This is a genomic window from Arthrobacter sp. K41 (assembly GCF_059089645.1).
The window spans coordinates 542,236-556,103 of record NZ_JBNHEW010000002.1; the positions used below are offsets into that span (position 1 = coordinate 542,236).

Below are 13,868 nucleotides of genomic sequence, written 5' to 3' on the forward strand. Positions count from 1 at the left end.
AAGGTGGGCACAACAGGTTTCGGCCGGCCGCCGGCCGGGTTCCTGATGGCGCCGCTGGCTTTGCTCAATGCGAGCTCACCCTTCGGTTTCCGGGTAAGCCCGCTGTCCGGGGCCGCCGGTGATTTCCATCTGGGGCAGGACTACGCAGCGCCCTGCGGAACAAGTGTTTACGCGGCGGACTCAGGACTGGTGCGCGCAGCGGGTTGGCACCCCTGGGGAGGCGGCAACAGGGTGGAAATAGACCACGGCAACGGCCTTATCACCACCTACAACCACCTGGACGCCATCGGGGTCCGTACCGGCGATGAGATTCACGCCGGACAAATCCTCGGCGAAGTGGGCAGCACCGGATGGTCAACGGGATGTCACCTGCACTTCGAAACGATCCTCGACGGCCGGCACACCAGCCCGCTGACGTGGGGCCTGATGCCCGCCCGGCCCGTCGCCGGCAGTGGATCCGGGGAGATGCGGAGCTACCTGCCCGGGTTCGGTTCGCCCTCCCAAGGGACAATCCGTTGGGCGCTTCCACTGCACGATGGTCACGACGAATCCCATGGGGGCGCGGGCCACGCAGGACATCCTGCGAGGCCAACCTCCCCGCCAGTTCCGTGGCGTACCGAGGTGACCGCGCCGGCACGCAATCTTCCGGCGCCTTCACCGAACACACCGTCCCCCTCCGGCACACCGAGTTTGCCGACGACGCCCATAACACCGAGTCATCCGGCGACGGCGGCACCCAGTTCGCCCACGCCGCCGTCTGGGGCGTCCCCGACTCCCTCGCTGCCGCCTGCCGAAACGGCCCCAACTGAGACGGCGCCTCCTAAGCCTGGGCCGACGGAGACGGCGCCTACTGAAACCACACCAACGCAGACCACCCCAACTGAGACTGCGCCGACCGGGACCACCCCGACCGGGACCACGCCGACCGGGACTGCGCCGACCGGGACCACACCAACTGAGACTGCGCCGACCGGGACTGAGACTGCACCGGCCGGGACCACGCCGACCGGGACCACGCCGACCGGGACCACGCCGACCGGGACCACGCCATCGCCGTCGGCCACGCCGCCGGTCGGCCCGACGGAACCCGCAGCAACGACGGCGCCGTCGTCCACCCAGGATGCCAACCCGCCGGCGCCGGAAACCTGCCCGGCGGAGCCAACTTCGGAGACGCCAGACCCTTCCCTTGAAGCAGTTGTCGCAGGGCCAGCCGGTGAACAACTTCCTGAGGACGAAACCTGTGACGCCCTCCTTCGCGATCCCGCTGACCCTGAACACCAGCCCCGCGGCTGACTCCGGCAAGTTCAGGGACACAGGGGCGAACATGGTGCGAAGCGGGCGGCAGGACCTGGCTGCGGTGAAAGCCCACGCTTTCCCGAATTATCTTTTCGATGGCCCGGTTCTTTTATCTTTTTCCACACGGGCCTCGGCGATTCACCCAAAGTTTGCCAAATGTCTGATTGGATAAACCTTACTGAAGGGTAGAAGGGAAGCGCCGTTTCCCACCGACCACAGAGGTAGCAATGGGACACATCGAGGCCGAGCATCCCCGGCCGCGCCACTTCCTGCTCCACTTGAGCGATCCCCACCTGATGGGAGGTCCGGACCCCCTGTACGGCGTCGTTGACAGCGAAGCGAGGCTTGTCCAGCTCTTCGAAGAGGTCAAGGCGTCAGGAGCGCGGCCGGAGGCTGTAATTTTCACCGGCGACCTTGCAGACAAGGGCGATCCGAGAGCTTACGTGAAACTACGGGCCATCGTGGAGCCCGCGTGCGCGGAACTGGGTGCCGAAGTCATCTGGGCCATGGGAAACCACGACAACCGGGCCAACTTCCGGAAGGGCCTGCTGGACCAGCCGGGCAATGATGCTCCCGTGGACCACAGCTATTTCGTCAACGGGCTGCGCGTCATCACCCTGGACACAACAGTGCCGGGCTTCCACCACGGCGAACTGAGCGCCTCCCAGCTGGACTGGCTGGCACAGGAACTGGAGACCCCGGCTCCGGACGGCACCATCCTGGCGCTCCACCACCCGCCGGTCCCTTCGGTTCTTGACCTCGCGGTCCTGGTTGAGCTGCGGGACCAGGCGTCACTCGCCGCAGTGGTCCGCAATTCCGATGTCCGGACCATACTGGCCGGGCACCTGCACTACTCCACCACGGCAAGCTTTGCCGGCGTTCCCGTCTCCGTTGCGTCTGCAAGCTGTTACACGCAGGACCTGAACGTTCCGGTGGGAGGCACGCGCGGACATGACGCCGGGCAGTCTTTCAACCTGGTGCATGTCTACGAGCACACCATCGTCCACTCGGTGGTTCCGCTGGGCAGTTCGACGACGGTGGGGGAGTACGTTCCGCCGGAGGAGACAGCCCGCCGGCTTGAGGCTGCAGGGATCCATATCCCGGAGACCACCAAGCAGCGGAGCAGCGCCCGGGCCGGATTGTCGTCCGGGCGCTAATCCCCAGGTCCTACTTTTCCCAGGGCGCCTTGATAGGGAAGTACTTTTCCAGGAAGTCCGTGACCAGTTCGGCGCGTTCGTCCGCGTGCACCTCGGGGAAACTGCCGTCGTTCAGGCAGAAGAAGTCCATATTCCGCTTAATCAGCAGCTTCGGCAGATAGTTCAACCCTGTCCGCATGGTGGTGTCCACGTAACGCACCTTCGCAGCCGTTTGGGTGACCGCGCGGCCCGTGAGCAGTGCGTAGTAGTGGTAGAACGAGTTGGTGACGGAGATGTTGTCCGCTGCCCGGAACCGGCTGGCCGCGGTCTTGCGGAACTCCTCCGGAAACTCGCGTTCCATCTTCGCCACCACACTTCGGCGCAGGGGCGCGGCGGTGTGCTCAAGGTGGCGGGTAGTGATCCGTCCGAACCGGTTCCACAGCAGCTTCCGGTTGACCCGCGCCGCATTTTCGAAGCCGCTGCGTTCCGCGGCGTTCTCGCCCAGGCCGATCCGGGTTTCCGCCTCGATGAACTTGGTGATCCCGCCGGGGGTGAAGAACAGGTCCGGGCTGACGGGCCGGCCAAAGAACATGTCATCGTTCGAGTACAGGAAGTGCTCGGACAGGCCCTCGATGTTGTGCAGCTGGCACTCCACCGCCTGTGAGTTATGCGTGGGCAGCACCGAGGGGTCGGAGAAAAACTCTTCGCTGCGGATGATCGTGACCGCTGGATGGTCTGCAAGCCAGGCCGGAGCGGGAGAGTCTGTTGCAATGAAGATCCGGCGGATCCAGGGCGCGAACATGTAAACGGAACGCAGAGCGTACTTGAGCTCGTTGATTTGGCGGAAGCGGGCCTCGTGGTCGTCGCCTTCGCCCAGGACTACGTCCTTCTGCTGGGCGCGCCGGGCTGCAATGTACTCAGGAGAACTGCCGTCCACCCAGGAGAACACAAGGTCCACGTCGAAGTTGATGTCGCTCGCGTGGTCGGCGAACATGTTCTCGATGGTGGGCCAGGTGTGGCCGTAACGTTCCACGGTGCCGCGTACAGCGTCCTGCCGCAGCAGGGTCCTGCGGGTCAGGGAGTTCTCGATGGGGAGGATCAGCTCCTCCCCTTCGAAGGACCACAACTCGATCTGCACGCCCGCTGAGGGGCCGAATTCAAACCCGCCCACCGGTTCAACGCGGGGGCGGTACAGGCGGAAGATGCGTGATTGCCGGTTGGAGGACAGCTCCCCGTCCGCCACCAGCACAGAAATCTTCTTCTTCGCATCCACTGTCATGGAGTACACCGGTTCGTCCCGGCAGGCCTCCACCAGGGCAGCACGAAGCTTTTTGCGGTCCTTCCAGTCCAAGGCAATGACAGGCCGGTCACTGTTGCCGCGGACCAGCAGGTACTCCAGGCCGGCATCGGCCAGCACATTGCGCACGAACAGCAGGTCCTCCACCATGGCCTGGTAGGGCGTCCTGTTGTAGTTGATCAGGGCATAGCGGCCTTTGTGCCTGATGACGTCGGGGCGGTGCCGAAGCCGCTGCTCAGCCGCAGCGGACGTGACCTCCGCATGAAATTGTTCCTCGACGGACGCCTGGCTGCCGTAGTAGACCTCGTCCTGTACCGGTGCTTCTGTAATTGTCGTCTCCGTGCTCGTCAAAGTAAGCGTTTCTACCTGCATGATAGCCGCGCCGTGGAAACAGCAGGTTTCGGACCGTGCCGTCCGGGGTAAGTAACGCGATTAGGAACCGAGCGCCTCGCGCCAACTCCGCAGGAAAGCGCCGCCGGCGTCGTCGTGGATCACGGTGTCTTCGAGCCCCAGATCGGCGGCGGTCAGGACGGCGTACGGCTTAACCGGTACGCCATCGGCCGGGCGCACGTCCACATGCTTCACCGCGTGGTCGTTGTGGTGGAGCCAGTCAGCCATGGCGTAGTCGGTGCGGGAATCGCCCACCGTCCGCCAGGCCTGCGGCGTGATGCCCTGGGCCGCGAGCAGTTCCACGGCCCGGCTGGCGCCCAGATCCTTGCCCAGCCGCACTGACTCAATGTCCGTGGAGATGATGGTGGGGTCCACGCGGTAGTCCACTTCGTCGTCGGAATCCGGGGCGTGGTGGTCCAGGCGGACCACACCCAGTCCGTGGCGGGCCATCAGGTCCATGGCATCGGCGTCAAACAGTTTCTGCTCGGCGAGGTAGTCGGCGCTGGGCACCCCGATGTGCTGTTCAACGGACACCATGGCCCGCTTGGTCTCATCAAAGAACATATGCGCCGAGTAGTCCTCGGCCACCATCCGCCGGACGTCGTCGCCATAGCCGGCTGGTACCGCCAATTCACGGTCCACATGGATCGGTCCGGGACCGGCAGCCGTATAGCTGAACCAGACGGCTCCCTTTTCGCAGACGGCGTGGATGACGGTGCCGGTTGGAATGCCTGCCGCGATCATCGGTTCCATCACCTGCTCGCGGATGAACGCATCCGAGCGGCCGGTGTTGAAAATGACCGGAATGCCGGCAGCTGCCAACGCCACAAGATCATGGATGATCTCCTGCTTGACGTCACGTGTCACCGGGCTTGCCACCGGCCCGTCCACGTCCAGCAGCAGCGCGAGGGGAGGCGTGGCCGGGTGATGTTCCCCGGACGTGGAGGCGGCAGGAAACTCGGATGTTGTCATGGCTCCATTCTGTCAGCAGCGTCGCAAACTCCCGGTTGCCGCGCGCCTGGGAGCCGCGCAGACGAAGTTGGTCACTGTTTGGCTACAACCTGCCCGACGGTGTGCCTGCTACTTTCGCTGGAACCTTTGGGTGCCTAGGGTGGCATGGTGATATTCAAAGCTGTGGGCGAGGGCCGCCCTTACCCTGACCATGGTTACAACACCCCCAAGGAATGGGCTGCGCTGCCCCCGCGTCCGGTCAGGCTGGACGAGCTGGTGACCACCAAGCGGACCCTTGACCTGGAGGCGCTCCTTGCCGAGGACTCCACCTTCTTCGGCGACCTTTTCCCGCACGTGGTGCAGTACCAGGGAACCCTCTACCTTGAGGACGGCCTGCACCGCGCCGTCCGGACCGCCCTGCACCAGCGCACGGCGATCCACGCCCGCGTGCTGGTCATAGATGGCTAGGAAAAAGCAGCAGGACGCAACCGTCCTCCACGGCCACCACGTTGTTACCGGTCCTGAGCTCCGGGCCGCCTTCGAAGCCGGGCACGACGCCGACGATACGGCGCGGGTGCGCCGCCGCGTGCTGCACGGGGTGGTGCTGGTGATCCTCATCGGACTGATTGTTGCCGCCATCATCACCGCCCTGGCCATCCTCAACGGGCGCCTGGAGCTCCCCGCCGCCGAGCCTGCCCAGGAGGCGGTCTCCACCTGCCCCGCCGCCACCTTCGACTACACACCCCACGACAAGATCAACCTCAACGTCTACAACTCCACCAACAGGGCCGGCTTGGCACGGTCAGTGGCGGACGAGTTCCTGGCCCGGAAGTTCGTGGTCGGGGCAGTCTCCAACGTGGACGCCGGCTACCGGGGTGTTGCCGCCGTGGTGTCCGGGGCAGCCGGCCAGGCGGCGGCCTTCAGCGTCCAGCGCAACCTGCCGGGGTCTGACTACTTCCAGGACGGCAGGACAGACGGCAGCGTGGACGTGATCCTCGCCCAGGACTACGCCTCGCTGGCCCCGCCGGAGCTTGTAGACCAGACGCCGGGCACCCTCAGCTGTCCGCGGGAAAGCCGCCGGGTCGCCGACGACGAAAAGGCGCCGGTGACACCTCAGGCTGCGGCTTGAACCGGATCTCCATCTGCACCAACAGGCAGGGTTGCTTCACCGGCCGGGCACCAGGAGCGGCAGGGCAGCTCAGCCGGCCACGGCGGGAAGCGGGGCTACGCGTACGGCGCGTCCGGCGTCGTCGAACCTCGCTCCGGCGCCCAACTGGATAAACCGCACGGTCCTGGCCACCCTGGCTTCCAGCTCCGCGGGCTCGTCGCTGCCCCTGGCCGCGCTGGAGGACAGCGTGCCGAGTATGAGCTGCGCCTGTTGGCCGATGTCCGCCGCCGGCAGGTAGCCCTGCGCCATTCCGTCGCTCAGGATGCCCTGCAGCAGGATGCTCAGCTCGCCCACGTGGTCAGCGAGCTTGGCGAAGGACGACGGCGACAACACGGCTCCCATCGCCGGCCCCGGCGGCAGATGGCGGCGGCTGAGGTCCACCACCTGGGCGCGCACGTACAGTGCCAGCCGCTCCACCGGGTTGTCCAGTTGGCCAAGAGCTTCCCGGAGCTCGGACAGGAACTTCTCCGTTTCCTCCAGGGCATAGGAAATGAGGAGCTCTTCGATGTCCGCGTAGTAGTTGTATACAGCGGTCCTGCCTACCCCTGCATGGCGGGCCACGTCAGTCATGGTCAGCCCGGGCAGGCCATGGGAAAAGAGGAGCTCCCCGAAGGCAGTGAGGATGCGGCGCTGCGTCTCCGCGCGCTGCTCTGCATTGCTGGCGGCTGAAATCCTGGGCATGCAGACACTTTACCGCGAAGTGTCACCAAACCGCTGCCTGGTGGAAGCAGCTAGACGGAGCAGCCGTCCGGGCCGCAGGCGTCGCCGTCGGTGGAGTTCACCAGCACCAACGGATTGGCTTCCTGCCATGCCTGGGCCAGCGCGGCGGCGAACGTCGCGGTGGGCTGGGCGCCGGAGAGGCCGAACTTGCGGTCGATGACGAAGAAGGGCACACCGCTGATGCCCAGCGCCTGGCCTTCGCTGACATCGATCCGGACGTCGTCGGCATACTTGTCCGTGGTGAACAGTTCCTCCGCCTTCTCCGCGCTGATGCCAAGGTCGAGGGCCAGGGAGGTCAGGTACTCACGGCTGCCGATGTCCCTGCCGTGCTCGAAGTGGTCGCTGAGCAAGCGTTCCTTGGCTTCGTCCTGCCTGCCGTGGGCGGCCGCAAGGTGGATCAGGCGGTGGGCTGTGAAGCTGTTCGCCACAACCACCGCATCAAACCGGTAGTTCAGGCCCTCAGCCTTGGCCTGCTCCGTGACGTGTTCAAACATCTGCGAAACCTGCTGCCGCGGCATGCCCTTGCGGCTGCTGAGGTAATCCAGTTCCGTCCCGTCATAGTGCTCGGGCAGGGTGGGGTCGAGCTGATAGCTGCGCCACTTCACCTCCACTGAATCACGGTGCTCGAAGCCGGCAAGTGCTGCCTCAAAGCGGCGCTTGCCGATGTAGCACCACGGGCACGCAACATCGGACCAGATTTCAATCTTCATGCTGTAGGCAACCCCGGAGCTCCTAAGCCCATTCCTGCGCCCCATTGTTAGATACCCCACAGTAGGGCTTGTCGTGCAGGCGAACGTGCGCAATAGTCGGAATGTCGGTCCGCGCAGGGCCGGCAGCACACTCTTTTGAGCCGCGGACCGGAACAGGGTCCGCGGATCGCCTTGCCCGGCCAGCTGGGAGCCCGGCCTGTCATTTCCTTGGAGGCAGGGATGCGGATAGGACTGGTTGCGGGACCGTGGATCCCCGTTCCGCCGGTGACGTACGGCGGCACTGAAAGGGTGGTGGACAGCCTGGCCCGGGGTTTCGCGGCTGCAGGGCACGAGGTACTCCTGGCGGCGCCAACGGACAGCACGTGCCCGGTGCCAAGGGTTACGAACATGCGGCCCTCCGCTCCGGACGAGCTGAACCTTACGCTTTCTGAGCTCAGCCACGTGGCCCGGGCTTACGAGGGACTGGGGGACGCGGACATCATCCACGACCACACGCTGGCCGGCCCTTTGTTCGCCCACCGGCCGAATCAGGTACCGGTGGTCACCACCATCCACTGCCGGCTTGACCCTGAAGCGGCTGATATCTACAAAGCTGCTGCCCGGAGCGCTGCTGTCATCGCCATCTCCCGCAACCAGGGATCCCACGCCCCGGACGTTCCGGTCACCCGCGTGATCCATCACGGCATGGACGTCTCCTCGGTTCCCGTGGGGTCCGGCAGCGGCGGCTACTTGTGCTTTGTGGGGAGGGCATGCCCGGACAAGGGCCTGCTGGAGGCAGTGATGATCGCCCATCAGGCGGGCTTGCCGCTGCGGCTGGCAGTGAAAATGCGCCAGCCGGACGAGGCCCGCTTCTTCCGTGAAATGGTGCAACCAGTGCTGGGCCCGGACGACGACGTTATGGATGAGGTGGAAGATGCCAGCAAGTACCGGCTGATGGGCGAAGCGCTCGCGTTCCTGAACCCGATCCAGTGGCCGGAGCCCTTCGGGCTGGTCATGATCGAAGCGCTGGCCACCGGAACCCCTGTTATCGGCACCGCGGCCGGGTCCGCACCCGAGATCGTGGAGCACGGGCAGACCGGATACCTGGGGGAGATCGAGCGGCTGGCAGGCTTTGTGGGGCTTGCGGCCGGGCTCAGCCGCGCCGCGTGCCGGAAAGCGGTGGAGGACCGGTTCAGCGAGGAACGCATGGTGAGCGACCACCTCCGGCTGTACGCCGGCCTGCTCGAAGGGACTGTGCCCCGAGGGGTTCCGCATCCTGTGGGCGTGCACCAGAATCAGTAGGGGTAAGCCTGCTTCCGGATCCGCGGCGGCAGCAGCCCGCTGAGGAGGGAGTCGATTCGTGACCGCATGGAACGCTGATACAGAGGCGGCCGCAACCGAATCGGGTTCTGTCACCGTCGTGGAAGGGTCCTCCTTCTGCATTTCATCCGGCGGCGGGGACATCAGTTCAGAGGGCGGAACCAACGGCGCCTTTTTCCAGGACACGCGCATCATCTCCCACTGGGTCCTGCGCATCAACGGCTCCCTCCGCGAGCCGCTGGTGGCCCTGCGGCCCCGCCCGTTCGAGGCGACGTTCGTTGGCCGCGCAACGTGGCCGGACGGCCGGTTCGACAGCCCGCTGGTGGTCCGCCAGGTGCGCCACATCGGGCCAGGCCTGCAGGACGACATCACGCTCGAAAACTACTCGTCGGAACCCGTGGACTGCGACATCGAGCTTCTCGTCGACGCCGACCAGGCCGATCTGTTCGACGTCAAGGGCGGGCGGACGTCCCGGCGGGCAGAAGCGGTGCGCAGCATCCGCGAAGGCCGGCTTGTCATTGAAAGCGCCCATAACGGGCAGCGGCGCGGGTCGGCCATCCGTGCCCGCGGCGCCGTCGTCGCCACGGACGGACTTCGCTTCCGGGCCACCGTCCCGGCGCGGGGGAAATGGGCCACGAGCGTCATCGTGGTGCCGCTGGTCAACGGGCAGGAGCCCGATGAGCCCTTTAAAGAGGGCGGGCTTCCGCACCACCGCGAGGGCGCCCTGCGGCACCGCCGGTGGGAGCAGAACGTTCCCCGGATCACGGTGACGGACAGCAACCTGCAGGCAGTCCTGAACCGCAGCGAGAGCGACCTGGGTTCGCTCCGGATTTTTGATGAGAACCATCCGGACCGGGCAGCCGTGGCAGCCGGGGCGCCGTGGTTCATGGCGCTCTTCGGCCGCGATTCCATCCTGGCGTCATACATGTGCCTTATGGTGGACCCGAAACTGGCCGCGGGTACGTTGCAGACTTTGGCAGGCCTCCAGGGGACCAAAGTGGACGTGGATTCGGAGGAGGAACCCGGGCGCATTCCGCATGAAGTAAGGCTTGGCGTTACGGCGGGCCTGTCCCTGGGCGGCACTGCCTATTACGGAACCGCGGACGCCACTCCGCTGTTCGCCGCCCTCGTGGGTGAACTGAGCAGGTGGGGAGTGTCCAGGGACATCATTGAACCCTTGCTGCCCCACACGGACCGCGCCCTGGACTGGATTGAGCAGTACGGCGACCGCGACGGCGACGGGTTCGTGGAATACCTCAGGCCCAACGACCATGGGCTCATCAACCAGGGCTGGAAGGACTCGTGGGACGGCATCAACTTTGCCGACCGCAGCCTGGCGGAGGCACCCATCGCACTCTGCGAAGTCCAGGCCTACGTCTATTCCGCCTACATTGGCAGGTCCCTGCTCGCCCGCTGGAACGGCGACAAGGCCCTGGAACAGCACTGGGCAGAACGCGCCGCGGAGTTGAAAACGGCTTTCAACGACAAGTTCTGGCTGCCGGAGAAGGGCTACTTTGCCGTGGCCCTGGACAAGGACAAGCGGCCGGTGGATGCCTGCGCCTCGAACATGGGCCACTGCCTGTGGCTCGGCATTGTGGATGAGGACAAGGCGCCGTCAGTGGTGGAACACCTGATGTCCCCGCAGATGTTCAGCGGCTGGGGCATCCGGACGCTCGGCTCAGACATGGGTGCCTACAACCCGGTGAGCTACCACAATGGATCGGTCTGGCCGCATGATTCAGCGCTGGTTGCCACCGGGATGATGCGTTACGGGTTCGTCGAGGAAGCCCGGCGCGTGGCCACCGGCCTCATTGAGGCGGCCGAACACTTTGACGGCCGGCTGCCGGAATTGTTCTGCGGGTTCGACCGCGGCGAGTATGCCGGGCCCGTGCCGTACCCCACGGCCTGCTCGCCGCAGGCGTGGGCGGCTGCGGCGCCGGTGCAGCTGGCCAGGATCCTGCTGCGGTTCGACCCCGACTTCACCCGTGGGGTGGTCCATTTGGCGCCCATCCTGCCTGAAGCGCTGGGCGGGTTCAGCGCCGAGAATGTCCTGCTGGACACCTCCCGGGTCACCATCAGGGCACGTGGAACCGAAGGCAGCATCGAGGGGCTCCCGCCCGGACTCAAACTGCTCAGCGAACCCCGCCCGCCGCTGGAAACGCTGCTGGATGATTTCGGAGACGGCCGCGCCGGCAGCTAAGGAGCAGTTAGGGGACGGCGCGTTCCAGCACGAAGTCGTGCTCCACCGTGCTGCCCAAACGGAACGACTTGGTTCCCACTTTGCGGAAGCCGGACTTTTCATAGAAGCGGATGGCGCGGGCGTTCTGGCTGTTGACCCCCAACCAGACGCCCCGTCCGCCGGTTTCCACAGCCGCCTGAAGGCTGGCCTGCATCAGTTCCGCGGCGGCGCCGAGACCGTGATGTTCCGGATGCACGTAGCACTTGCTCAGTTCCACCGACGGCAGGACCTTCAGCGCGGAAGCGACGTCCGGGTCTGCGGCCGGCCGGTTCACCAGCAGGCTGTAGCCCTGCAGGCCGCCGCCGGCCTCGATCACCAATATGGTCACCTCGGGGTCCGTCAGATAGCCCTGGAAATGGTGCTCACTGAGCGTGCTGGCCAGGTGCGCGGCGATATCCGCGGGCGACGCCGAGGGTGGGCACGCGAGCGGAAAGGTGACGGCCGCCAGCGCAGCCAGCGTGGCGGCGTCGTCGGTCGTTGCCTTCCGGATTGAAGAGGTCATGCAGGGATTTTATGTCCCTATTGCTTGAAGGCCGCGTCGAAGGCGGTGCTCGACGGCGGGAAGTCGAACTTCTTGAGGGCGGCGAGGGCTTCGGGGGCGCCGTGGAGGCGGTCCATTCCCGCGTCTTCCCACTCCACCGAGATGGGCCCGTCGTAGCCAATCGCTGACAGGGCACGGAAGGACGCTTCCCAGGGAACGTCGCCGCGGCCGGCGGAGACGAAGTCCCAGCCGCGGCGGGGGTCGCCCCAGGCGAGGTGGGAACCCAACACGGTGTTCCGGCCGGTCTGTCGGATTTTGGTGTCCTTGCAGTCCACGTGGTAAATCCGGTCCTTGAAGTCCCAGATGAAGGACACGGGGTCAATGCCCTGCCACATCATGTGGGACGGGTCCCAGTTCAGTCCGAACGCCGGGCGGTGGCCGATGGCTTCGAGGGTGCGGACGGTGGTCCAGTAGTCGTAGGCGATTTCCGAGGGGTGGACCTCGTGGGCGAAGCGGACGCCGCACTCGTCAAAGACGTCCAGGATGGGGTTCCAGCGGTCGGCGAAGTCCTGGTAGCCGGCCTCAAGGACCTTTTCCGGGACGGGCGGGAACATGGCCACGTACTGCCAGATGGAGGAGCCGGTGAACCCGACGACGGTGTCCACCCCTAGTGCCTTGGCGAGCCGGGCGGTGTGCTTCATTTCCTCGGCGGCGCGTCGGCGGACGCCTTCGGGGTCCCCGTCGCCCCAGACTCTTGCTCCCACAATCGCTTCGTGGCGGAAGTCGATGGGGTCGTCGCAGACGGCCTGGCCTTTGAGGTGGTTGGAGATGGCCCAGACCTTGAGGTTGTACTTTTCCAGGACGGCGAGCTTGGACTCGACGTAGCCGGGTTCGTCCCAGCGCCAGGCGTCCAGGTGGTCGCCGGACACGGCGATTTCCAGGCCGTCGTAACCCCAGCCCGAGGCCAGGCGCGCGACTTCTTCGAAGGGCAGGTCTGCCCATTGGCCGGTGAACAAGGTGTAGGGGCGGGGCATGTCAGGCTCCTTCAATCGCGGTTGCAGTCCCGGTGGCAGGGGCCAGTTGGATGGTGGAACTTTTCGAGGCGGCGGACTCCTCCACGGCGGCCAGGATGCGCTGGACTGCCAGCCCGTCCTCGAACGACGGCGACGGTTCGGTTCCGCTGTCGATCGCCAGCAGGAAGTCGCGGATCTCGTGGGTGAAGGTGTGTTCCCAGCCGATGATGTGGCCCTGCGGCCACCAGGCGTCAAGGTAGGGGTGGTCCGGTTCCGTCACGACGATCCGGCGGAAGCCCTGCTCCCGGGCGGGGGCCGTGGCGTCAAGGAACTGCAGTTCGTTGAGGTTCTCCAGGTCGAACATGAGGGCGCCTTTGTCGCCATAGACCTCGAGTTGCAGCGAGTTCTTCCGGCCGGTGGCCACCCGGGAGGCCTCCACGGAGGCGACCGCCCCGGAGGCGAGGGACAGCGTTGCCCAGGCGGCGTCGTCGACCGTTACCTCTTCAAGCCCCCCGGCTCCTTGCCTCCGGTCCACGAAGGTCTGCAGGCGGCCGGCGACCCCGGTGACCGGCTCTCCGAGGAGGAAGAGGACCTGGTCAATGGCGTGGGAGGCAATGTCGCCCAGGGCCCCCGAGCCGGCGGTGTCCTTTGTCAGCCGCCAGGTCATCGGGGCGGACTCGTCAGCGAGCCAGTCCTGGAGGTAGGCGGCACGCACCTGCCGGACCGCCCCAATCCTGCCGTCACTGATGAGCTCCTTGGCGAGGGCCAGGGCGGGAACACGGCGGTAGTTGAAGCCCACCATCGACTGCACACCCCTGGCCCGGGCAGCCTGCGCAGCTGCGGTGATGGCTTCAGCCTCGGCCAGGGTATTGGCCAGCGGCTTTTCCAGCAGCACGTGCTTGCCGGCGTCGAGGGCGGCAATGGCAATTTCGGCGTGCAGCCAGCCCGGAGCGCAAATATCAATGATGTGGATGTCGTCCCGGTCCAGCACGCTGCGCCAGTCCGTCGCCGTTTCGCCCCAGCCGTACTTGGCGGCCGCTTCGGAGACCGCGGCGGTGTCCCTGCCCACCAGGATTTTCTGCTCGAAGGCGGGGACGTCAAAGAAGCTGGCCACGTTGCGCCAGGCGTGGGAGTGCGCCTTGCCCATGAAGGCGTAGCCGATCATCGC

Annotated in this window: 13 protein-coding genes and 1 pseudogene; 7 read left to right on the forward strand and 7 right to left on the reverse strand. The window is 65.9% G+C overall.

The genetic code is table 11. From position 1 onward, the window contains the following. Nucleotides 1-45: 45 nt before the first annotated feature. The 3 genes and pseudogenes from AC5RTE_RS06945 to AC5RTE_RS06955 form a co-directional block, all read left to right on the forward strand. Nucleotides 46-351, forward strand: a pseudogene (locus tag AC5RTE_RS06945) (M23 family metallopeptidase); the annotation flags it as partial. Nucleotides 352-608: 257 nt separating this feature from the next. Then, nucleotides 609-809 carry a hypothetical protein gene (locus tag AC5RTE_RS06950; RefSeq protein ID WP_494040795.1) on the forward strand — a complete coding sequence of 67 codons (201 nt, stop codon included), beginning with the start codon at nucleotides 609-611 and terminating at the stop codon, nucleotides 807-809. Nucleotides 810-1,523: 714 nt separating this feature from the next. Continuing rightward, nucleotides 1,524-2,453, forward strand: a complete 930-nt coding sequence (locus AC5RTE_RS06955; RefSeq protein ID WP_494040655.1) for a phosphodiesterase — start codon at nucleotides 1,524-1,526, stop codon at nucleotides 2,451-2,453. Between the two features lie 10 nt (nucleotides 2,454-2,463). Here AC5RTE_RS06955 and AC5RTE_RS06960 read toward each other — a convergent pair whose 3' ends face one another. Both AC5RTE_RS06960 and AC5RTE_RS06965 read right to left on the reverse strand, forming a co-directional pair. Next, nucleotides 2,464-4,101, reverse strand: a complete 1,638-nt coding sequence (locus tag AC5RTE_RS06960) for a stealth family protein (RefSeq protein ID WP_494040656.1) — start codon at nucleotides 4,099-4,101, stop codon at nucleotides 2,464-2,466. 60 nt (nucleotides 4,102-4,161) lie between these two features. Further along, nucleotides 4,162-5,091: a hypothetical protein gene (locus AC5RTE_RS06965; RefSeq protein ID WP_494040657.1), complete on the reverse strand. Its 930-nt coding sequence runs from the start codon at nucleotides 5,089-5,091 to the stop codon at nucleotides 4,162-4,164. Nucleotides 5,092-5,238: 147 nt separating this feature from the next. Between AC5RTE_RS06965 and AC5RTE_RS06970 the strand changes: the two genes are divergently transcribed. Together AC5RTE_RS06970 and AC5RTE_RS06975 are read left to right on the forward strand one after the other, a co-directional pair. Next, a complete protein-coding gene (locus AC5RTE_RS06970; protein WP_170850843.1) occupies nucleotides 5,239-5,538 on the forward strand; it encodes a type II toxin-antitoxin system VapB family antitoxin in 300 nt (99 codons plus the stop codon). Then, nucleotides 5,531-6,199 carry a LytR C-terminal domain-containing protein gene (locus tag AC5RTE_RS06975; protein ID WP_494040658.1) on the forward strand — a complete coding sequence of 223 codons (669 nt, stop codon included), beginning with the start codon at nucleotides 5,531-5,533 and terminating at the stop codon, nucleotides 6,197-6,199. Before AC5RTE_RS06970 ends, AC5RTE_RS06975 begins: the two co-directional genes overlap by 8 nt. 69 nt (nucleotides 6,200-6,268) lie before the next feature. On the opposite strand, the gene AC5RTE_RS06980 is transcribed toward AC5RTE_RS06975, so the two are convergent. Next, complete coding sequence (locus tag AC5RTE_RS06980; protein ID WP_494040659.1) at nucleotides 6,269-6,919, reverse strand: TetR/AcrR family transcriptional regulator; 651 nt, start codon at nucleotides 6,917-6,919, stop codon at nucleotides 6,269-6,271. A gap of 50 nt (nucleotides 6,920-6,969) precedes the next feature. Beyond that, complete coding sequence (locus tag AC5RTE_RS06985) at nucleotides 6,970-7,668, reverse strand: DsbA family oxidoreductase (protein ID WP_494040660.1); 699 nt, start codon at nucleotides 7,666-7,668, stop codon at nucleotides 6,970-6,972. Between the two features lie 219 nt (nucleotides 7,669-7,887). Between AC5RTE_RS06985 and AC5RTE_RS06990 the strand changes: the two genes are divergently transcribed. Next, nucleotides 7,888-8,949: a glycosyltransferase family 4 protein gene (locus AC5RTE_RS06990; RefSeq protein ID WP_494040661.1), complete on the forward strand. Its 1,062-nt coding sequence runs from the start codon at nucleotides 7,888-7,890 to the stop codon at nucleotides 8,947-8,949. 58 nt (nucleotides 8,950-9,007) lie between these two features. Beyond that, complete coding sequence (locus AC5RTE_RS06995; protein ID WP_494040662.1) at nucleotides 9,008-11,167, forward strand: amylo-alpha-1,6-glucosidase; 2,160 nt, start codon at nucleotides 9,008-9,010, stop codon at nucleotides 11,165-11,167. 7 nt (nucleotides 11,168-11,174) lie between these two features. On the opposite strand, the gene AC5RTE_RS07000 is transcribed toward AC5RTE_RS06995, so the two are convergent. Genes AC5RTE_RS07000 through AC5RTE_RS07010 form a run of 3 tightly spaced genes read right to left on the reverse strand, consistent with a single transcriptional unit; the run spans nucleotide 11,175 to nucleotide 13,865 of the window. After that, on the reverse strand, nucleotides 11,175-11,708 hold the full coding sequence (locus AC5RTE_RS07000) for a GNAT family N-acetyltransferase (RefSeq protein ID WP_494040663.1): 534 nt from the start codon (nucleotides 11,706-11,708) through the stop codon (nucleotides 11,175-11,177). A gap of 17 nt (nucleotides 11,709-11,725) precedes the next feature. Further along, on the reverse strand, nucleotides 11,726-12,721 hold the full coding sequence (locus AC5RTE_RS07005; RefSeq protein ID WP_494040664.1) for a sugar phosphate isomerase/epimerase family protein: 996 nt from the start codon (nucleotides 12,719-12,721) through the stop codon (nucleotides 11,726-11,728). 1 nt (nucleotide 12,722) lies between these two features. Further along, the gene (locus AC5RTE_RS07010; RefSeq protein WP_494040792.1) at nucleotides 12,723-13,865 is read right to left on the reverse strand and encodes a Gfo/Idh/MocA family protein; all 1,143 of its coding nucleotides are present in this window, start codon (nucleotides 13,863-13,865) and stop codon (nucleotides 12,723-12,725) included. Nucleotides 13,866-13,868: the final 3 nt, after the last annotated feature.